This is a genomic window from Streptomyces canus, from assembly GCF_030815415.1.
Classification (GTDB): domain Bacteria; phylum Actinomycetota; class Actinomycetes; order Streptomycetales; family Streptomycetaceae; genus Streptomyces; species Streptomyces canus_F.
The window spans coordinates 739,670-759,363 of record NZ_JAUSWW010000001.1; the positions used below are offsets into that span (position 1 = coordinate 739,670).

Annotated in this window: 15 protein-coding genes and 4 pseudogenes; 11 read left to right on the forward strand and 8 right to left on the reverse strand. The window is 70.8% G+C overall.

Annotated features, from left to right (window positions below; all coding sequences use genetic code 11):
* Window positions 1-285 precede the first annotated feature (285 nt).
* The 6 genes and pseudogenes from QF037_RS03460 to QF037_RS03485 form a co-directional block, all read right to left on the reverse strand.
* A complete protein-coding gene (locus QF037_RS03460) occupies window positions 286-1,140 on the reverse strand; it encodes an oxygenase MpaB family protein (RefSeq protein ID WP_307021658.1) in 855 nt (284 codons plus the stop codon).
* Between the two features lie 53 nt (window positions 1,141-1,193).
* The gene (locus QF037_RS03465; protein WP_307021660.1) at window positions 1,194-1,682 is read right to left on the reverse strand and encodes an MSMEG_6728 family protein; all 489 of its coding nucleotides are present in this window, start codon (window positions 1,680-1,682) and stop codon (window positions 1,194-1,196) included.
* An 11-nt stretch (window positions 1,683-1,693) separates the two neighbouring features.
* Window positions 1,694-2,574: pseudogene (locus QF037_RS03470) on the reverse strand (SDR family oxidoreductase).
* Window positions 2,575-2,647: 73 nt separating this feature from the next.
* Window positions 2,648-3,127 (reverse strand): hypothetical protein, encoded by a 480-nt coding sequence (locus tag QF037_RS03475; RefSeq protein WP_307021662.1) that lies wholly within the window; start codon window positions 3,125-3,127, stop codon window positions 2,648-2,650.
* Window positions 3,069-4,761: pseudogene (locus QF037_RS03480) on the reverse strand (phytoene desaturase family protein). The gene QF037_RS03475 and the pseudogene QF037_RS03480 overlap by 59 nt, the downstream one beginning before the upstream one ends.
* A pseudogene (locus QF037_RS03485) lies at window positions 4,754-5,204 on the reverse strand (SRPBCC family protein). Before QF037_RS03485 ends, QF037_RS03480 begins: the two co-directional pseudogenes overlap by 8 nt.
* 129 nt (window positions 5,205-5,333) lie before the next feature.
* Between QF037_RS03485 and QF037_RS03490 the strand changes: the two are divergent.
* The gene (locus QF037_RS03490) at window positions 5,334-6,203 is read left to right on the forward strand and encodes a helix-turn-helix transcriptional regulator (RefSeq protein ID WP_307021664.1); all 870 of its coding nucleotides are present in this window, start codon (window positions 5,334-5,336) and stop codon (window positions 6,201-6,203) included.
* 96 nt (window positions 6,204-6,299) lie between these two features.
* Window positions 6,300-7,160: an oxidoreductase gene (locus QF037_RS03495; protein WP_307021666.1), complete on the forward strand. Its 861-nt coding sequence runs from the start codon at window positions 6,300-6,302 to the stop codon at window positions 7,158-7,160.
* Between the two features lie 319 nt (window positions 7,161-7,479).
* Here the strand turns inward: QF037_RS03495 and QF037_RS03500 are convergent, their stop codons facing one another.
* Window positions 7,480-8,241 carry an SDR family oxidoreductase gene (locus QF037_RS03500; RefSeq protein ID WP_307021668.1) on the reverse strand — a complete coding sequence of 254 codons (762 nt, stop codon included), beginning with the start codon at window positions 8,239-8,241 and terminating at the stop codon, window positions 7,480-7,482.
* Window positions 8,242-8,665: 424 nt separating this feature from the next.
* Between QF037_RS03500 and QF037_RS03505 the strand changes: the two are divergent.
* From QF037_RS03505 to QF037_RS03525, 5 genes and pseudogenes are all read left to right on the forward strand, one after another.
* Window positions 8,666-8,905, forward strand: a pseudogene (locus QF037_RS03505) (sulfite exporter TauE/SafE family protein); the annotation flags it as partial.
* 377 nt (window positions 8,906-9,282) lie between these two features.
* Window positions 9,283-10,341, forward strand: a complete 1,059-nt coding sequence (locus tag QF037_RS03510; protein WP_307036963.1) for a YihY/virulence factor BrkB family protein — start codon at window positions 9,283-9,285, stop codon at window positions 10,339-10,341.
* 250 nt (window positions 10,342-10,591) lie between these two features.
* A complete protein-coding gene (locus QF037_RS03515) occupies window positions 10,592-12,655 on the forward strand; it encodes a DUF4139 domain-containing protein (RefSeq protein WP_307021669.1) in 2,064 nt (687 codons plus the stop codon).
* Window positions 12,656-12,661: 6 nt separating this feature from the next.
* Entirely contained in the window at window positions 12,662-14,221 is a 1,560-nt protein-coding gene (locus tag QF037_RS03520) for a mucoidy inhibitor MuiA family protein (RefSeq protein ID WP_307021671.1), read from the forward strand.
* A 370-nt stretch (window positions 14,222-14,591) separates the two neighbouring features.
* Window positions 14,592-14,867 (forward strand): hypothetical protein, encoded by a 276-nt coding sequence (locus QF037_RS03525; RefSeq protein ID WP_307021673.1) that lies wholly within the window; start codon window positions 14,592-14,594, stop codon window positions 14,865-14,867.
* 500 nt (window positions 14,868-15,367) lie between these two features.
* Here QF037_RS03525 and QF037_RS03530 read toward each other — a convergent pair whose 3' ends face one another.
* Window positions 15,368-16,204 carry an NAD(P)-dependent alcohol dehydrogenase gene (locus QF037_RS03530; protein ID WP_307021675.1) on the reverse strand — a complete coding sequence of 279 codons (837 nt, stop codon included), beginning with the start codon at window positions 16,202-16,204 and terminating at the stop codon, window positions 15,368-15,370.
* Between the two features lie 235 nt (window positions 16,205-16,439).
* On the opposite strand from QF037_RS03530, the gene QF037_RS03535 reads away from it, so the two are divergent.
* From QF037_RS03535 to QF037_RS03550, 4 genes are all read left to right on the forward strand, one after another.
* Window positions 16,440-17,276, forward strand: coding sequence for an alpha/beta fold hydrolase (locus QF037_RS03535; RefSeq protein ID WP_307021677.1), 837 nt, complete (start codon window positions 16,440-16,442; stop codon window positions 17,274-17,276).
* Window positions 17,269-17,853 carry a TetR/AcrR family transcriptional regulator gene (locus tag QF037_RS03540; RefSeq protein ID WP_307021678.1) on the forward strand — a complete coding sequence of 195 codons (585 nt, stop codon included), beginning with the start codon at window positions 17,269-17,271 and terminating at the stop codon, window positions 17,851-17,853. The genes QF037_RS03535 and QF037_RS03540 overlap by 8 nt, the downstream gene beginning before the upstream one ends.
* Before the next feature lie 41 nt (window positions 17,854-17,894).
* The gene (locus QF037_RS03545; RefSeq protein ID WP_307021680.1) at window positions 17,895-18,425 is read left to right on the forward strand and encodes a hypothetical protein; all 531 of its coding nucleotides are present in this window, start codon (window positions 17,895-17,897) and stop codon (window positions 18,423-18,425) included.
* Window positions 18,426-18,592: 167 nt separating this feature from the next.
* A complete protein-coding gene (locus QF037_RS03550) occupies window positions 18,593-19,177 on the forward strand; it encodes a GNAT family N-acetyltransferase (protein ID WP_307021682.1) in 585 nt (194 codons plus the stop codon).
* The last annotated feature ends 517 nt before the right edge of the window (window positions 19,178-19,694 follow it).

The window sequence follows — 19,694 nt, forward strand, 5'->3', positions numbered from 1 at the left end:
GGGGGCGAACCAGGCCGGCCAGCGGTGGTGGCGGTAGGTGTCGGCGTACGGGCTGCCTGGCTCTGGCCGCGGTTGCGTGATGGCTACGTCACGTCCCTCCAACCCTGATCGGCGTGACTGGCCGGATGACCGCCCAGCCCTGCATGGCCGGCAGTCGGCGGCATCGGGAAGTCGACACTGGCCGGGCGCTGGGCAGGCGAGCGGCCGTGTACAACCCCGTGTGGTGGATCACGGCTGAGTCGCCGAGCAAGTTACGGCCACGGCAGGCAAGCACCCCCTCTAGCCCTAACCGCGGGTCCCTCGTGGGGTCATGGCCCAGCGGATGGTTCGGGTCAGGGCCTGGCCGGTGGGCCGCACGGCGAGGTCGTCCAGCAGGGGCAGGCGCGGCAGCCACAGCATGTCGCGGGCCCAGGAAGGGAGGAGAGCTACGGCGCTGGCGGCGAGGCCGCCGTAGAACGGGCGCACCACGAGGGGCAGTGGGGGCCGGAGGAGGAGGAATCGGGCGGCGGCTCGGGCTTGCGGGGTGGCGTGCAGTTCGGGGAGATAGGCGGCCAGGCTCTCCGACAGTTCGCGGCGGTCGCGGGGTGGCGCGATGACGCCCAGCGCCTCGGCGACGCGTGCGGTGTCCGCGACGTAGGCGTCGTAGCCGGCTGGGTCCAGCGGGTGGGCTCCGTACCGTTCGTGGGCGCGCAGGAAGCTGTCCGTCTCGGCGGCGTGAACCCAGGCGAGCAGGTGCGGATCGGCCGCGTGGTACGGCATTCCGTCGGTGGTCGTCCCGCGGATGCGGTCGTGGATGCCGCGGACGTGGTCGACGGCCCGCTGGGCGTCCTCTGCGGTGCCGTAGGTCGTCACGGCCAGGAAGGTGCTGGTGCGCTGGAGGCGGCCCCATGGGTCGCCGCGGTAGCCGGAGTGCCCGGCCACCGCCGCCATGGCGAGGGGGTGCAGGGACTGCAGGAGAAGTGCGCTGAGCCCGCCGATGAACATGGAGGCGTCACCGTGGACGGTGCGGATCGGGCGGTCGGGGGCGAACCAGCGCGGGCCCGGGGTGTCATGGATGCGGGCGCGGTTGGCCGGTCCGTCGGGGCCCGCGACGCGGCGGAACAGGGCCTGGCCCAACTGTTCACGGACTGTCGTCAGCATGGTCGGCCTCCCCTCTTCTGCTGCTTTCCAGTGTGCGCGTGCCCGTGCATGGGTTACCGGCCGGCGGGCGCCTGCTGCGGCTCACGGTTCGATGCCGGCCACACATAGGGCAGATCAGCTGGTGCGTCGGGAAACAGAGCGGCGTACACCTCCGGTTCCTTACGGACCAGTGCCGAGCGGTGGCTTTCGTGGAAGGCCTCGTCGCCGAGCCAGGGCGGCAGTTCGCCGGCGGCGGCCAGCTGCGACTGCTCGCGCACCGCGACACCGGGCCGGTGCGCGGCCAGGCCGGCGACGAGCGAGGCGGCACAGCTGTCCTGGTGTCCCTGTGCGCGCCAGACCCGGCAGATCTCCAGGCCGTACCGTACGAGTGCCTCCTCATACCCGGTCCACATCCGTACGGCCGGGTGTCTGCGCCAGCCGTATCCGGGGACGGTCAGGCCGCGCAGCACCTGCAGGGCCTCGACCCGCTGTTTGCCCAGCCGGCGCCGGTCCAGCAGCAGGGCCGTCTCCCGGAAGTCGGGGTGGGGCAGGAAGGTCTGCATGGCTCACCTGCTCAGTTCTTGCGCCGCCCGCGGGCCGCGCGGTCGGCGAGGCCGCCTGCGCCGAGGGGGCCGGTGTATTCGACGGGCTTCTCGGCCTCCAGACGGGGCAGCGCGCGGCGTCAGACCCGCAGTACCAGGGGTGGCAGGGCCGCGCGCACCGGTTGGGCCAGCCGTAGCCAGGGCGGCGCGTACACGGTCGTACGGCGCCGCTCCAGACCCGTCACCAGGCGTGCGGCGACCGTGTCCACCGGGTAGACGCGGCGGGCCGGCGGGGGCATGTGGGTGCGCAGTTCGCGCAGCACCGCATACCGGTCGGCGTCGCGGATCATGTCGGTGTCGGTCCAGTTGAGGTATCCGATGCCCACGGCGACGCCCCGGTGCGCCACCTCCGCCCGCAGGGCGTGCGCGAAGGCTTCGACTCCGGCCTTGGATGCGCAGTAGGCGCTCATCAGCGGAGCGGCGCCCAGCGATGCCAGCGAGGCGATCTGGAGGAAATAGCCTGCCGTGTCGAGGAGGTCCGGCAGGAACGCCCGGGCCGTGTGGGCGCTGCCGGTGAGGTTGACGTCGATGACGCGGCTCCAGGCAGCCGGATCCGAGGCGAGGAACGGGCCCCCTTCCGCGATGCCCGCGTTCGCCACGACGGAGGGCGGGCCGAGATGGGCTCGCACGGCGGCGGCCGCCGCGTCGAGCGCGGCCGGGCCGGTGACGTCGACCTCGATGGCCAGTGCCGGGCCCGGCAGGGACGCGGCCATGGTGTCCAGGGCGGCCTTCTCGTGGCCGAGCAGCGCGACCCGGGCGCCGGGCCGGCGATCTCGCGGGCCATGGCCGCGCCCAGACCGCGGGCTGCTCCGGTGACGGCGACTGTCCGGCCGGCGAGGGGGCTGCTGCGCACGGGCTGGCCTTCCTTCCGTTGGACTGTGCCTCCTGTCGGATACTTCCGTGGCGACGGGGTGTGCGGATGCGCGTCAGGTTTCCGGGCTCGGTGGGCACGCGGCGTGGTGGGGGTGGCCGGGGGTGCGGCGCTCTTCCTTCATCTGCGCCTCGTACAGGTGGTCGCGGCCCTGTGCGAGCTCCGCCACCACGGTCGACTCCAGCTGCTGGAAGGGGCGGTAGTAGGTGGCGTTGTAGGCCTCGACGATCTGGAAGGTCCAGTGCCCGGGGATGACGTTGCGTCCCAGGATCTCCGCGCGGATCTTCTCGGCCCATTCGGGGTGGCCGGCTTCGCGCAGCAGCCGGACGGCACGGTCCAGCTCCAGGTCGGCGCCGCCGGTCAGCTGGTGGAACGCGTACAGACTGCCTCTGGCCCGCTCGGTCGTCTCCAGGGCCTTGGACAGCGCGCCGAGGGCCTCGACGGTCTTGTCGTCGACCCCGGGCGGCCGCCGGTGGTCACAGTCGGGGCCGTTCGGGCTTTCGGGGCGGTCGGGGGTTTCCTGGACGTGGTTCACGGGTTCTCCTTGGCGTCAGCGGCGGGCCACCGGCGCGGTCGCGGCGGGTCAGCAGCCGTTGGGCGCGGGCCAGACCGGGTGGCCGGTGGCGGCGCAGTGTGGCCCGGGCGGCGTTGGCGCCCGGTGCGCCGTGGACGCCGCCGCCCGTGTGGGCCCCGGAGGAGGCCAGGAAGAGGCCGGGGACGGCGGTCTCGGGGCGCCCGGTGCCGGGGGCGGGGCGGAAGACGAGCTGCTGGTGGAGCGCGGCCGTGCCTCCGTTGATGGCGCCGCCGTGCAGATTGGCGTCGAGGGACTCCGGGGTGGGGGGCGCCAGGATGCGGCGGGCGCGGATCAGGGAGCGGAAGCCGGGCGCGAAGCGTTCCACCTGGCGTTCGACCCGGTCGGCCATGAGTTCCTGGTCCTTGGTGTCCCAGCGGCCGGTGATGCCCTCGTCGCCGGCGTCAGCGCCGATCTCGTGGGGGAGGTGGGTGTAGGCCCAGGCCGATTCGGTGCCCTGCGGGGAGCGGGTGGCATCCGCGGTGGTCATCTGGCCGAACAGCAGGAAGGGCCGGTCCGGTATCTCGCGCATGGCGATCTGCGCGGCGAAACGAGTGAGCTCGTCCACGCCGTCGGCGAGATGTACGGTGCCCGCCCGGGGCGCCCTGCTCGGCCTGCCAGGGCACCGGGCCGTCCAGCGCCCAGTCCACCTTGAAGGTGGCGAAGTCCCACTGGAAGCGGCGCAGGTCATCCTGAAGCTGCGCGGGCAGGTGCTCGGGGTCGAGGAGATCGCCGTACAGGGCGGGCACCGACACGTCCGCCAGCACCGCCCGGCGAGCCACCACCGCGTCACCGGCCGCCGTCCGCACGCCGACGGCCCGCCCGCCACGGACGACGATCCGCTCGACGCGCTGCCCGCAGCGGATCTGCCCGCCCTGAGCCTCCAGGCGCCGCGCCAGGGTCTCGGTCAGGGCGCCGGAACCGCCGACCGGGACGGGGAAGCCGTACGTCTGTCCCAGCATGCCCATCAGCCAGCCGAAGCCGCCGCGGCCCGCCGACTCGGGGGCGAGATCGGCGTGCAGGGCGTTGCCGGCCAGCAGCAGCCGGCTGCCCTGGCCGCGGAACTCCTCCTCGCCCATGCGGCGCACCGGCAGGACCAGGGTGCGTGCCAGGCGCAGTCCGCCCGCGACCCGCAGCCGCCGGGCCAGCCGCGCCGTCGCGCGCACGGGCGGGAAGGGCGTGAACAGGGCGTCCAGGATGTCGGGCCGCAGAGATTCCCAGTCGTGCAGTCGCCGCCAGGCGGCCCCGTCGCCCGGTGCGAAGGCGTCGAGGGACGCGGCGGTGGTGTCGATGTCACGGTCCAGGAGGGCGCAGCTGCCGTCGGTGAGCGGGTGGGCGAGCACGCTGGGCGCGTGGCTCCAGCGCAGCCCGTACCGGTCCAGGCGCAGCGCGGTCAGGACCGGAAAGGCGGCTGCGAGCGGGTTGAAGGCGCTGAAGACGTCGCTGACGTAGGCGGGATCGACGCCGTGGTCGTGGCGAACGGCGCCGCCCGGCTCCGGCTGCTCCTCCAGCACCTCGACGCTCCATTCGGCGTCCGCGAGCAGGTTGGCGGCGACCAGGCCGTTGGGGCCCGCTCCGATCACCACGGCGTCAGGCATGCCCGGCTCCCGCCACACCCTGCACCGACGCCTGCCGCGGAGCCTCCCGGGCCTGGCGCACCTCGTTCTCGCACAGCCGGGCGAGGCGGGCCAGCATGGTGCGGTGGCGCATCTGGACCAGCGCTTCGAAGCCGATGTTGTGCAGCCGGCCGCCCGGCGCCCTGCAGGGGGTGCTCGTCCACGATCACCAGGCAGTGCTCGCCCCACGGCCGCAGTTCGATCGCGATGCGTGCGGTGCCCAGCGGTCCGGCGTGGGCCTCCAGCTCCAGGGCCACGCCTTCCTCGCAGCGGCGCACGACCGTCTCGTTGACCAGCTTGAGCGGGCCGAGCGGGACCTGGAAGCGAATCGCCGCGTCCTGGTGGGGCCACTGCCCGCGAACCGGCTCAGAGTGGGAGCCGCCGCGCACCGAAGGCGCAGCCCAGCTGCAGCTTCTGTCCGTCATCGGCACCCAGGACACGATTCCCCGCGCGCACGAACTCGGACGTCCGCAGGCTGAGTCCGACCAGCCTAGGAGTATCGCGGCCACCTTGCGCTGCTACATCGGACGTGCGGCGGGGCTACCGTCGATGGCATGGACAGCGACAACCTTCTGGGGCGGTTTCTGCGAGCTCGACGCGGCCTTGTGCGGCCCGAGGACCAGGGCATGCCCGTTTTCGGCCACCGCCGTGTGGCGGGCCTGCGCCGGGAGGAAGTGGCCATGCTGTCCGGGCTGAGCACCGACTACTACGTGCGCCTGGAACAGGGGCGCGAGAGGAACCCGTCGGTGCAGGTGGTCGACGCGCTGGCGCGCACGCTGATGCTGGACGACGAAGCGATCGCCCATCTGCATCAGCTGGCCCGGCCCGTGCCGGGACGCTCCCGCAGGAGAACCCGGCGCCAGCGGGTCAGTCCCTCTCTGCTGCAGATGATGAACGGCTGGACCGACACACCTGCCGTGATCCTGGGGCATTGTATGGACGTACTGGCCCACAACGCCCTGGGCGGCGCCCTGTTCGCGGGCCACACCTATAGCGGCGACCTGATGCGGCTCGTCTTCCTCGACCCCGACGCCCGGGACTTCTACCCGGACTGGGACCGGGTCGCCGCCAACACGGTCGGCGGCCTGCGCGAGGCGGCGGGAACCGACTACGACGACCCGCAGTTGATCGAGCTGGTGGGCGAACTGTCGCTCAAGAGCGGCGAGTTCCGCAGGTTGTGGGCGCGTCATGACATCCGCCAGAAGAGGCACGAGACGAAACGCTTCCGGCATCCGCTAGTTGGCGAACTCACCCTGACCTACGAGTCGTTGACCATCAACAGCGCGCCCGGGCAGCAACTGGTCGTCTACCAGGCCGAGCCCGCCGGCCCCTCCGCTCACGCGCTGTCGCTGCTCGGCAGTCTCACGGCGACGGAGACGGCGCGGGCTGCGGATTCCGCGCAGCAGGACGTCACCACAGACTGACCGACCGCACCCCGACCGCCATTCCTGGGAGTTCGCCGCGCCCATACGCCGCGGTGCCTCACTCAACCACGCACGTCACGACGGAACGTATCCCCCATGTCTGCAGATGCTACGCCCGTCTGGTTCATCACCGGCTGCTCGACCGGACTCGGCCGCTCCCTGGCCGACGCGGTCCTCGACCGGGGCTGGCGAGCGGTGGTCACCGCCCGCGACCCGCGTTCCATAGCCGACATCGTCGCCCGCCACGAGGACCGAGCGCTGGACCTCGCCCTCGATGTCACCGACGCCCAACAGATCGACCAGGCCGTCGCGGCAGCGCAGGAGACCTTCGGCCATATCGACGTACTCGTCAACAACGCGGGCTACGGCTACCTCGCCGCTCTCGAGGAGGGCGAGGACAACGAGATCCGCGCCCTGTTCGACACGAACGTCTTCGGTCTCGTGGACGTCACGCGCAGTGTCCTGCCGGGCATGCGCGCCCGCCGCCACGGCCATATCGTCAACGTCTCCTCACTCGGCGGCCTGGCCGCCTTCGGCGCCACGGGTTACTACCACGCCACCAAATTCGCCGTCGAAGGACTCTCCGAATCGCTCGCGGCCGAGGTGTCACCGCTGGGCATCAACGTGACGATCGTCGAGCCCGGAGCCTTCCGCACCAACTGGTCCGGCCCCTCCATGCGCCAGTCGGCCACGCGGATCGACGACTACGCGGACACCGCCGGCGCCCGCCGCAAGAGCACCCTGGACACCTACGGGCACCAGCCCGGCGACCCGGACCGCGCCGCCGCAGCCATCATCGAAGCGGTGCAGTCTGAAAACCCACCGCTGCGCCTGCTGTTGGGCAAGGTCGCCCTCGATGTGGCCCTGGCCCGGCTCGAAACCCTCCAGACCAACTTCACCGCCTGGCGCGACGTCACCCTCAGCGCCGACTTCCCCGGCGAGCGCACCACCGTCTGACACGAACGACCCCACCCTGGACACCCCATGCCCATCCTGGCGATCATCGGAGCAGGACCGAACCTCGGTCTGGCCACTGCCGCCAGATTCGGAGCGGAAGGCTTCGATGTAGGCCTGGTCGCACGCAACCACGACAAGCTGCGGACCATGCAGGACACACTGGCGAGCACATCCGCCCGCGCAGGGCGGCGAATCCGTCCGGGTCACGCCAGCGCAGATCGGCCGCCGGCAACTCCGCCGCCCGCCCGACGAAAGCGCGGCCTCCGCGCGCGACCCCAAGGTCACCCAGAGAGCGGCCGGGCCGCCGACTGCCGCGCCGCTACGGCCGTTGCCGCGCGGGCCGGATGACCATCTCATTGACGTCGACATCGGCGGGCTGGCTGATCGCGTAGGAGATCGCACGGGCAATGGCATCGGGCGGGATCGCAGCCGAGCGGTAGGCCTTCATCGCCGCCGCGGCTCCTGGTTCGGTGATGGTGTCGGCCAGTTCGGTCTCGACGACGCCGGGTGAGACGGTCGTGACTCGGATGCACGGCTCGGCCTCCTGCCGCAGGCCTTCGGTGATCGCCCAGGCCGCGTACTTCGTGGCGCAGTACACCGCGGCCGTGGGAACCACGGAGTAGGCACCGATCGACGCGATGGTGATGAAGTGCCCGCTGTTCTGCCGCTGGAAGTGCGGCATGGCCGCGGCGATGCCGTGCAGCAGGCCCTTGACGTTGACGTCGATCATCCGGTCCCACTCGTCCACCAGCAGTGAGTCGAGGCGCGACAGCGGCATCACACCGGCGTTGTTGACGATCACGTCGATGTGCCCCTGAGCGGCAACCGTCTCGTCGACGAACCTGGCCACGTCGGCCCGGTCGGTGACGTCTAGACGGCGTACGTCGATGCTGCCGCCGTCAGCTCGGATGCTCTTGGCCAGGCCGGTCAGCCGATCCTCCCGACGCCCACCGGCAACGACATGGTGTCCTTCGGCGGCGAGCCGCCTGACGATGCCTTCGCCGATGCCGCTCGTGGCACCCGTGACGAGTACAACTTTGCGGCCGCCCTGCTCTGTGGTCCGAGACGTTGTCCGTGTCACGGCTTCCTCCTGGTTCAGTCAGGGCGCCCAGGCCCCGTCGACGGTTCGTTCACCTGCGAACTTGCCGTGTTCTCGAGGGCGGAAGAAGGTCAGGATCTTCCTAGGAGTGCCGCACCCACCACGTGGCGTCGGCTCACGAAGTCAGGTCCGGCCTGACGGCCTGCCTCACCCCTCAAGCACGGATTTGCCCGCCGCCCGGCCCATGGCCTGTCGACAAGTGCCGAGGACTGCCCGTCCCCGGGGCAGCGGTTCACGGCACCCATCCACTAGCGCGTGTACATGGTCGGCTGGGCGGCAACCTCTCCTTCATCTCCAACGCGACCATCTACTTCCACAGCAGATACACGGGCGCCGAACTCACCATGCAGACGGCGATCGCGTAGAGGTGTTCGACGCGGGCCATGGAGGCTGCGCAGTCGGGGTCGCACTCGCCGCCATGTTCGCCACCTCCCTCGTCGGCGCCGCTGCCTACGCGCTGCTCTCCCTCGTCAGCTCCGGAGACGTCGCCCCCGACTGGTGGCTCGGACTCGCCTGCGGCACCGGCGGACTGATCGGCGGCCACTTGGGCGGCCGCCTCCAACCCCGTCTGCCCGGGCAGGCCCTACGATTCCTGCTCGGCGCCCTCGCCCCAGCTCTCGGCGCCATGTACACCGTCCAGGCCCTGAACTCCCGTTCGCCCTACGCCGCGAGGACGATCCCGCACGGGGAGACCAGCGTCCGTGGGGAGACGCGGATCCTCGCGCCTGAAGCCACAGTGCTCGCCGCCCCAGGGCGGCTGTCACCACCTCTCGCACTGCCCCAGCCTCTGATGCCTTCGCCGTCCTGGTGGAGGGCGATACTCCGGATGTCCGATGGCCATGACAGCCCGGAACACCCTGTCCCTGCTCGCCCATCGGGCAGGGAGTGCTCTCACCCCCTGGGGCATGATGACGGTGGGCAGTCACCACCGCCGTCATGGCCTTTGCAGCAGAACACCCGAAAATATTGCGGTTTGTTGCGAATGCGTGTGTGAGGCATGCGAACCCCGGCTACCCGTACGCCATGGTGCGGACTGTGAAACGGCATGGAAGGCACGGCGGGCACGCGGTGACCGGCCAGGAGGCCGGGACCGGGCGGGTGCCTGAGGCCGGGCCGGATGCGCAGGTGGAGCGGCAGGCGCCGGATACTCCGACGGATCTGTCCAAGCACTCCTGGGGGGCGGTGCTGAAGGGCACCGTGAAGGAGTTCAAGAAGGATGAGCTGACCGACCGGGCGGCGGCCCTGACCTACTACGGGATCCTGGCGCTGTTCCCGGCGCTGCTGGCGCTGATCTCGCTGCTGGGAATCGTCGGGCAGTCGGCGACGCAGCAGGTGCTGGACAACATCCAAAAGCTCGCCCCGGGAGCGGCGCGAGACGTCCTCAGCAGCGCCGTCAGGCAGATGCAGGGCAACGCCGGGATCGGTTCGATCATGGCGATCGTGGGTCTGGTGCTCGCGGTGTGGTCGGCGTCGGGCTATGTCGCGGCGTTCATCCGCAGCGCGAACGCCGTCTACGACATCCCGGAAGGCCGCCCGGTGTGGAAGGTTCTGCCCGTGCGCGTCGGCGTGACGGTGGTCCTGATGGTCCTCGCGGTGATCAGTGCGGTGATCGTCGTGTTCACCGGCGGCCTGGCCCGCCAGGTGGGCACCGCCCTCGGGGTCGGCGACACGTTCTTGACAGTGTGGTCGATCGCGAAGTGGCCGGTGCTGATCCTCCTGGTCACAGTCATGATCGCGATCCTGTACTGGGCGACGCCGAACGCGCGGGCGCGCGGCTTCCGCTGGATCACGCCGGGCAGTTTCCTGGCCCTGGTGATCTGGATGATCGCCTCGGCCGGGTTCGCCCTGTACGTGGCGAGCTTCGCCTCCTACAACAAGACCTACGGCACCTTCGCCGGCGTGATCATTTTTCTGGTGTGGCTGTGGATCACCAACCTGGCGATCCTGCTCGGCCTGGAGCTCGACGCCGAAATGCACCGCCAGCGGGCCGTCGCAGGCGGCCATCCGGCCGGACAGGAGCCCTACGTGCAGCCGCGGGACACCCGCAAGTGGGACGAGGAGGACCACCGCCGCCTCGACTGAGGCGCCGGGACCGGCGCGGACCCAGGCCTTCGCCCGGGAGCCGCGCCGGCCTAGGTGATGGCGGCCGAACTGATCACCTGCCATTTACTGGATCCGCTCACGAAGCCGCCGCCTCTCGGAGCAGCCTGCCACCCTCCGCGTACCGCCTTACACCGGCCTATCGCGGGGATCACCACCCGTCACCACCCCCGACAACGCCCCGAGGAAGTCAGTAGGCTTCCCTCGCACGGACACGACGGGGGTTAACTGCATGAAGTCGGAAGAGGCACCACGGTGGGCGTCGGCCCTCGACAAGGTCGTGGTCTACGCGCAAGGTGCACTGTGCAGCCGTCTGGCGCGGGGCACGGTGCCGTCCGGCGGCCGGGTGCTGGTGACGGGACTGCCCCGCTCCCTGGACGCCGGCTCGGTCCGCGCCCGCGTCGTGGGCGACTCCGGTGCACAGGTCACCGAGGTGCGCGTGGAGGTGAGCGCCGAGCCGACCGGTCCGGGGCCCTCGGACGGCTTGCGGCAGACCATGAAACAGGTTCACGACGCGTGCGCCGCGGCCCGCGGACGGCGCGACCGGCTCCTCCAGCGGATCAAGGAGATGACCGATCTCCACCCTGTCCCCCCGGCCCGAAAGCGTGAGGATCCGCACCGCCGCACCCCTGCCGAGGCTTGGCTGACGCTCGCGGACTTCGTCGATGAGCGGCTGACGGGCCTGCACGACCGCCTCGCCGCACAGGAGGAGGAGCTGCTCCGCCTCGAGCACGATCTCGCCATCGCCGAGGACCGCTGGAACCGGTCCTCCACCGACACACCGTCAGCACAGCTGCAGACCACGGTCTGCGCGGCCCTGAGCCTCGACGGAACCGGCGAGGTGCAGCTGGAGATCGAGTACGCGGTCCCGGGCGCCGTGTGGGTACCGGCCTACCGGCTTTCCTACCGTCAGGGTGACGGCAGCGGCGCCCTCGTACTGCGCGCCTCCGTGGCCCAACGCACCGGCGAGGACTGGACCGGGGTGCGCATCGCCCTGGCCACCGCCGACCTCAAGCGCCGCACGGAGGTGCCGCGGCTGCGCTCGCTGCGGATCGGACGCCGTCAGCCCGCCCCCGAACCGGCCGGGTGGCGTGAACCCCCGGCCGGTCTCGCCGACCTCTTCACCCCCTACGACGCGGCGGGCCCACGCCAGACTCCGACCGCCCTACCAGTAGCCGTGGGGTCCGCTCCCCCGCCCGCCACCGGCGCCCCCGTACCTCCTCCTCCCGTCCCCCTGCCCCCGGCCGCACCGGCCTACGGCGGCCCACCACCCGCGCCCGCGGCCCCTGGCGGCCTGGAAGCGATGCCCGTCTTCGCACAAGCCGACGCGATGCCCGCCTTCGCACCAGCGGAACGGCCCCGCCCCGGCAGACCTCCGCGCGGCAGCGCACCCGCAGCTGCTCCGGCCGCACGACGGGCAGCACCGTCGGGTCCCCTCCCACCCGCGCCGGCAGCCGGTCCTCCGCAACCCAGCGGCGCCGAACTCGACTACGCCGCGCTCGTCCTCAACGGTCCCGACGAGCCCGCCGGCCGCAGGGGCCGGCTGTTCCCCTCCGCAGCCTTCGACCCGGTCGCGGTCGAACACCGCCGACGGGCCGAAGCGGTGGCCGCACTGCCCCTGCCCGGCCACGCCGCGCGGCCCCGTGCATCAGCGGGATCCTTCGACCACCGCTACGACGCCGTCGCCCGCGCCGACATTCCCTCGGACGGCACCTGGCACACCGTCACCGTGACCGAGATCCCGGTCGGTCTGCGCACCGAGTACGTCTGTGTGCCGTCGGTGGAGCAGCGGGTGTACCAGACCCTGGTGCTGTCGAACGCGACCGACCAGGCTCTGCTCGCCGGTCCCGTGGAGGTCGGCGTCGACGACGACTTCGTTCTGACCGCCGCCCTGCCCACCCTCGCCCCGGGCGGCGTCCGCCGGATGGGGCTCGGACCGGCGGAAGGCATCCAGGTCACCCGGCGCACGAGCCTGCAGGAGTCGACGGCAGGGCTGCGCAACAACATCACCGTGCTCGACCACGGCGTCCACGTGGAGCTGGCCAACCGTCTCACCAGACCCGTCACCGTCGAGGTCCGCGAACAAGTACCGGTCACCTCCGAAGCCGACGTACGGATCGAGGAACGGGCCGACTGGGCGGTTCCCCCGGACGACGAGGGGCCCGATCACCTCGGCCCGGGCACCCGCGTGTGGCGCGTAGACCTGCCCGCCGGAGCCACCGCCGCCCGCCACGGCGGCTACGAGATCCGCATCCCGGCCGCGAAGGCCCTGGTCGGCGGCAACCGCAGGAGCTGACAGATCATGTCCACGGACCTCGAGCCGATCCCCCTTCCCGTCACCGCCGTCACCTGTCTGGAAGACCGCGCCCAGATCGAGCGATCCGCCACGCTCGACCTGCGGGCCGGCGTCCAGCGACTGCGCCTCGGGCCGATCAGCGCCCTGGCGGTCGACCGCACCCTCCACGCCGAGCTGACCGGCGACCACCGGGCGACCGTCCTCGACGCCAGGATCGTCCGCACATGGACGCCGCGAGAGCCGTTGCCCGGCGCCGACGACTCGGCTCTGCGCCTGCGCGTCCACGACATCACAGAAGAACAGACCGCGCTGGAACGGCGACGTGACCGACTGCGCGCCCGCCTCGACCTCCTCGGCCGCCTCACCACAGACCTGCTGCGGGAGATCGGTGAAGGCACCGGACACGGAGAGACCGACACCGCACGCTGGAGCGCCGAACTGGACCGGGTCGACGAGGAGCGCGACGCCCACGGCGAACACCTACGGGCTACCGAGGCCCGGCTCAAGGTCCTCACCACCGAACTCCAAGCGGCCGAACGCGCCGTCGAGCTCTCCGAACAGCGTCCCACCGAACTGGTCGGTCACGTCGAACTGACCGTGGAAGCCGCCGTCGCCGGCCCTGCCCGGCTGCGGCTGACCCACCTCACCGCGTGTGCGCTGTGGCGCCCCGCCTACCGGGCCGTGCTCGACGGGGACTCGCTCACCCTGGAAAGCGACGCGATGGTCTGGCAGCGCACCGGCGAGGACTGGTCCGACGTACGCCTGACCCTGTCGACGGCCCGCACGGCACTGTCCACCGAACCACCCCGTCTCGACGAAGACCGCCTGACGCTCACGGACCGCTCCCCCGAGGAGCGCCGCACGGTCGCCGTCGAACTGCGCGACGAGGAGATCGCGGAGCTGGGCCCGGCGCCGGTGCTCGGCCTGCCCGGAGTGGACGACGGCGGCAGCACGCGGGTCCTGCGCTCCCCCGCCCCCGTCTCCGTCCCCGCGGACGGCCACGCCCACCGGGTGCCTCTCTCCACGACCACCACGGCCGTCAGCAGCGAATACACCTGCTCCCCGGAGCTGTCCCCCCTCGTCGCCCATGTGGTGCGCTGCGACAACCCGACCGGTCACGCGCTCCTGGCAGGCCCGGTGGACCTCGTCGGCGTCGGCGGGTTCGGCGGCCGCGCAACGCTCGACTTCACCGCTCCCGGCGCACCCCTCGAGCTCGCTTTCGGCAGCCACGACGACTATCGAGTGCTCCGCGACACGGAGGAGTACCGCGACACCACAACCATGACCCAGCGCACCACCGTCACTCGCACGGTGCGCCTGCACCTGTCCCGTTTCTCCGCCCCCGGGGAACAAGGCGAGCAGGTGGTGGCACTGCGGGAACGCATCCCGGTCTCCGAGGTCTCCGCGGTGGAAGTGAGGCTGCGCAAGGAGGCCTGTTCCCCCGCCCCCGACACGGTCGACGCCGAGGGCATCGCCCGCTGGGACGTAGCCCTGCCGCCGAACGGGCGCCGCACCGTCACCCTCGTCTACGAACTCTCGGCGAGCGGCAAGGTCACCGGTCTCTGAGCCTGATCCACGAGGAGCTCCAACGCCCTCAACCTCACCCGTGCCTGGAACTGCCTCTTCCTGGGGGTCTCCGTCGCGGCGGAGGTGGGAGCGCGTGCCGGGCGGGGGTGGGAATACACGTTGCGTCGTCGTAGGGGCTCCCGGAAATCCCGGAGACGCTGCGCGAGCTCTCCTTGGGGCCGATGTGAAGCCCGGGGAACTGGTACGGCAGGCCCAGGGCCTCACCCTCGTCGAGCTGGGGAAGCTGACCCCCTACCCCGGGGTCCAGCGGTCCCGGTACGAGCGGGGCATCTCCCCGATGACAGCGATTGAGCATTCTCACGCAGGTTGCTCCATTCTGGAGGCCCCGACCAGCGAGACGGAGGCAGCGATGATCGCGAGGGTGGCCGTGTGGGAACCGATGCCGACTGACGACCGGGACTGGGTGCTGGATGCTGCAGCCGCCGTGCCCGGCGTCCATGGCGCGTATCACCTTGTCGATCCCGCGACTGGCAACGGACTGTCCGTCGCCTTCTTCGAGGACGAAGCCGCAGCTCACGCCGCACACAAGGCAATCGAGAAGCGCGCCGAGGAAATCGGCTGGAACAAGGCCCCGCACCCGGCGCCCGTCTCCCAGACGAACTATCAGGTCGTCCGGCACGCGTAGCGCGGCCCGAGGAAGCACGAAAGCTCAGGATCCGATCACACGCCGCTCAGCCCTCGACGGCACAGGACACTCTCGAAGACACAGAACAAGCTCAGCGCGTCGACAAACGGCTGGGCCGGCGTGCCCGGCCCGATCCGGCGGCCTGCTGCAGCCATTCCTGGGCAACCGAGGACACCTCCTTGTATGCCACACCTGCTCCGGCATCCCACTGCGACACAGGCATTCTCAGGGCAGCACCATCACAAAGCGGAGGACGCCAGCCACCAGTCGGTACAAGACGGTTCGTGCTCGCAACGCCGACGGTGGGCCGGTCAGGTCACATTGCCGTCACCGAGGGCCTGGTAGATGGCGGTGGTACAGGACGCGGCCCACTGCGAGCCGAGAATGCCAACCGCCCGGCAGCCGTGCCTGCCTTTGCCTCATCCCCGGACAACCAACCGTCAGCATCACGAGATACCCGATCGCCCATCGAACCGGATGCTCCCAGGAGAACGACGGAGCTACGCGGACACCTCAACCACGTGCTTGCCCACGCCGCCGCCGCGCTCGAATGACTGATGCGCCGCGGCGATGTCTGCGAGCGAGTACACGCTGTCGACCACCGGGCGCAGTGCTCCAGAAGTGACGTGATCCGCCAGATCACGCAGCATGGCGGTCTCGGGATTGGCGCTGAAGGTGCGGATGCGGCGGGCACCGTACACGCTCGACGCCGCGATCGCGGCCAGGGCGCCGGCCGACAGCCCGACGGTGACCATCCGGCCGCCCTTGGTCAACCGGCGTCGGTAGCACTTCAGTTCTGAGCCGACCGTGTCGACGATGACGTCGAAGGGTCCGATCTGGTCCGAGGTGGTGGAGCCGTAGTCGAGGACCTCGTCGGCACCGAGGTCGGTGAGCACTTGGGCGTGGCGGTCGCGGGCCAGCGCGGTGACGTGGCAGCCCAGCGCGTGTGCCAGTTGCACGGCGGCTGTGCCGACTCCGCCCGCCGCGCCCCGGACCAGGACCCGCTCCCCGCTCACGACGTGCACGGTGTCCCGCAGCGCGATCAGCGCCGTCGCGCCCGCGACGACCAGGGAGGCCGCGTCAACCGGCGAGATGCTCGCCGGGGCGGGCACGATGCGGTCCGCAGGGACCACCACGTACTCGGCCGCCCCACCGGTGGTGTGCCGCTGCCGGGGATGCACCATGCCCCACACCCGCTCCCCGACCCGGTAGTCCTTGACATCGGCGCCGGTCGCGGCGACGACACCCGCGAAGTCCAGCCCCACACCGATCGGGAAGCGGCGTCCCGACACGATTTTCAACTCTCCGGCGCGGACCAGCACGTCGTGGCCGTTCACGCTGGAAGCCTCGACCGACACCAGTACCTCTCCCGCACCGGAATGACGACGACGCGGACCCGGCCGAGCCGCGCGTCAGCCCATTCCCCCACCGCTCCACCCCGGACTGAGCTGGACCTTCCCCCCTCGCCCTCCCCTGGCACCCGGCCGGGGTTGACCCTCTTGGCTATTGGCATTAGCTTTTAGCTAATCAGATTAGCTAACCGTTGTTGCATTTAAACGAGCAGGAGATGTCATGGCTGAGTTCGTCTCCGTCCCGGGCGGCACCATCGCCTACGAGGTCGCCGGAGAAGGGCCGCTGATCGTCCTGGCCCACGGCATGGGGGACAGCCGCGCGGCGTACAGGTCCGTCCTGCCGCGTCTGGTGGCGGCGGGGTATCGGGTGGCCGCGGTCGACCTGCGGGGCTGCGGCGAGTCGAGCGTGCAATGGCCTTCCTACTCGCGCACCGACATCGCGGGCGATCTACTCGCGGTGATCCGCCACATCGACAGCGGCCCGGCCGTCCTGGTCGGCCACTCGATCTCCGGCGGCGCCGCCACCATCGCGGCCGCCCAGGATTCCGGTCTGGTCAGGGGCATCATCGAGCTGGGCCCCTTCACGCGCGCGCAGTCGATCAGGCTCGGCGACTTCCGCTCGAAGAGCTACCGCAAGGGTGCCTTCCGGCTGCTCGGCGCCGGCCTGTTCGGCAGCGTGAAATTGTGGTCCCGCTATCTCGACCATGCCTACCCGGGGCGAAAGCCGGCCGACTGGACCGACCGGCTTGCCCGCATCGAGGCGATGCTGGGCGAGCCCGGACGGATGCGGGCGCTGCAGAAGATGGGGCAGTCGGCGCCGACCGACGCCGGCGCCCAGTTGGGCAACGTACGGTGCCCTGCCCTGATCGTGCAGGGCTCGCTCGACCCCGACTGGGTCGATCCGCGCGCCGAGGGCGAGGCGATCGTGGCTGCCATGCCGGCCGGTGTCGGAGAGCTCGCGGTGGTCGAGGGAGCCGGCCACTACCCGCACGACCAGTACCCCGAGGAGACGGTTTCCCTGATGCTGGCCTTCCTGGAAGCACACGCCCGTGCCTAGGGCGGGCCTCGATACCAACTCCGTCGTCGCGGCAGGAGCGGAGCTCGCCGACGAGATCGGTTTGGCGGGCCTGACCATGGGTCTGCTGGCCGACAGGCTCGGCGTACGGCCACCGTCCCTCTACAAGCACGTCGGCTCCCTGCACGAACTGCGGCACGGCATCTCCGTCCAGGCCAAGCGCGAATTCGCCCATCAGCTGGCCCGGGAGTCCGTCGGCCGTTCCGGCCCTGACGCGGTCCGGGCGTTCGCCGACAGCTACCGCCACTGGGCCCTGGAGCATCCCGGCCGCTACGCCGCCACCCTCCCCGCTCCAGCGGCCGATGACGAGGAGGACCGCCGCGTCAGCGAAGCGGCGGTGCAGGTTCTGCTCGACGTCCTCGCCGGTTTCGGCCTGCCCGACGCCCGCGTAGTCGACTCCGCACGGGCAATGCGATCAGCACTTCACGGGTTCGTCACCCTTGAAGGCGCCGACGGCTTCAAAATGGCCCGCGACGTCACGCGGAGTTTCCACTTCCTCATCGACACCCTGATCGCTGGCTTCCAGGCCGACCCTCGTGACCACGCCTCCGAAGGATGACGTGACCGCCCCCGATCCCCCTATCCACCCCACAGCCACCTGTGAGACTCCGTCCGAGGCGGCAGGACACACTGGTCACCACAGCCGTGGGGGCGCTGTCCGCCACGATCGGGGTCCTGGTCGGGGGCATCGTCACGCACCGGGCCCAGGACCGTCAGTGGCTGCGGGACAAGCAGTTGCTCGCCGATCAGGAACTGATCAGCCACTACGCCAAGTTCACGATGGTCATCAGCCGCGCCCATGCCGATCGACAGGGATGGGACTACGACTGGAGCGAGTGGAGTGCGGCCCTGACCCGTGCCAGCTTGGTCGCTCCCGCGGCCGTCGCGGCGGAGATCGACAACTTCGGCAGGGCCATCGGCGCCTTCCTGGACCAGGTGGCGCGTGACCCGGTACGCGACCCGGCACGTGATCCGCTGAGCCAGGAAGAGTTCGCCCAGGCCAGCAGGGCGCCCGCCCAGGCACAGGTGCAGTTGGTCAACGCCATACGCCGGTCACTGAGCAAAGATCAAAAGGCACTGCCCTTCTGGACAGGCGGCTCCCTCGCGGGCAGCCCCGACGGCACCCGATAGACGAGGCACCGCCGAAAGCCCGTCCAGCGCCCACGAGCAATCGCGGCCAAACGGGCCGATCTCGCCTCGAGCTGGCTTACCCGCTGCACTCCACCCGACGGGCCAGGCTTCCGATCTGACATAAAGTGCCTGATCACATAGGGGGTGCGGGTGTTATCGTCCCTCGCATGGCTGAACTGATCGCTCCCACTGGACGGCTGCATTCCTCGTGGCTCACGGCGCGTGACGAGTGGCAGCCTGGTGCTCACCAGGACGGGGCCGGCCTGCGGCTGGTTGGTGACGATGATCTGGACAGCCCGGAAGGGTTCGCCTCATGGGTCGAGCGACTGCGGCAGCAATCGGACCGGTCGCTGCCTGTCGGGGAAGGGCGCGTCCACGCCACTCACTGGTGGATCGTCGACGGCGAGACGTACCTCGGGGCCATCGACCTTCGGCACTATCTGAACGCCCTTCTGTTGGAAGGCGGCGGACACATCGGCTACAGCGTGCGGCCTTCTGCCAGGAGACGCGGACTGGCCACGTGGGCGCTGGGAGCGGTTCTGCTCAAGGCACCGGCGCTCGGTCTGGACCGGGTCCTCCTCACCTGTGACGATGGCAACGTCGGCTCCGCGCGCACCATCGAAAGCAATGGTGGCGTCCTCGAAGATGTGCGCAGCACCGAAATCGGGGTCAAGCGCCGCTACTGGGTCACTCTCGATGACGCTGGTCACAGCCATTCATTGATGGCCGCGTCAAGGGCGGTTGCCTCGTAGCGGACTGCTCCCGGTAGTCCGTCCCTCGTGGCCACGGCGCGGCGCCTTTTGAGGCGATTGATGCCGCACTCGACGGCGTGCCGAGCCAGGAAGTCATGTGGGTCGAACTGCGGCCAGGCTGCCTGTCGTTCGGTAACTGTGGCTCTGGCACGGCCCGTTGCTCGTCCGACAGATCTCCACTCGCCACCGGCCCCGCGCTTGCAGCGCACTGATGCCGGGCTCGTCAGGTGATCGCGCACTGCCTTCGCCCTGGCGAATGATCACGACTCCGCACCCCCTGGCAGGATCCGTTTGACCGGCAGCGCTCCGGCATCCGGCACGGCGCGTGCGAGACAGCGTCTGCCCAGGCCGCGTTCACGTCGGTCGGGCAGCGGTGAGGTGCCGCCCCGGTGCGCGCATCGTCGATCTGGCGGTGCACGGTGGACAGCCGGCTGCGGCGACACGATCCTTGAGCGTCCGGTTCGAGGCAAGGCGCTGCGCGATGGTGCCGCGATGGGGCCGCCTATTCGCGGGGCCG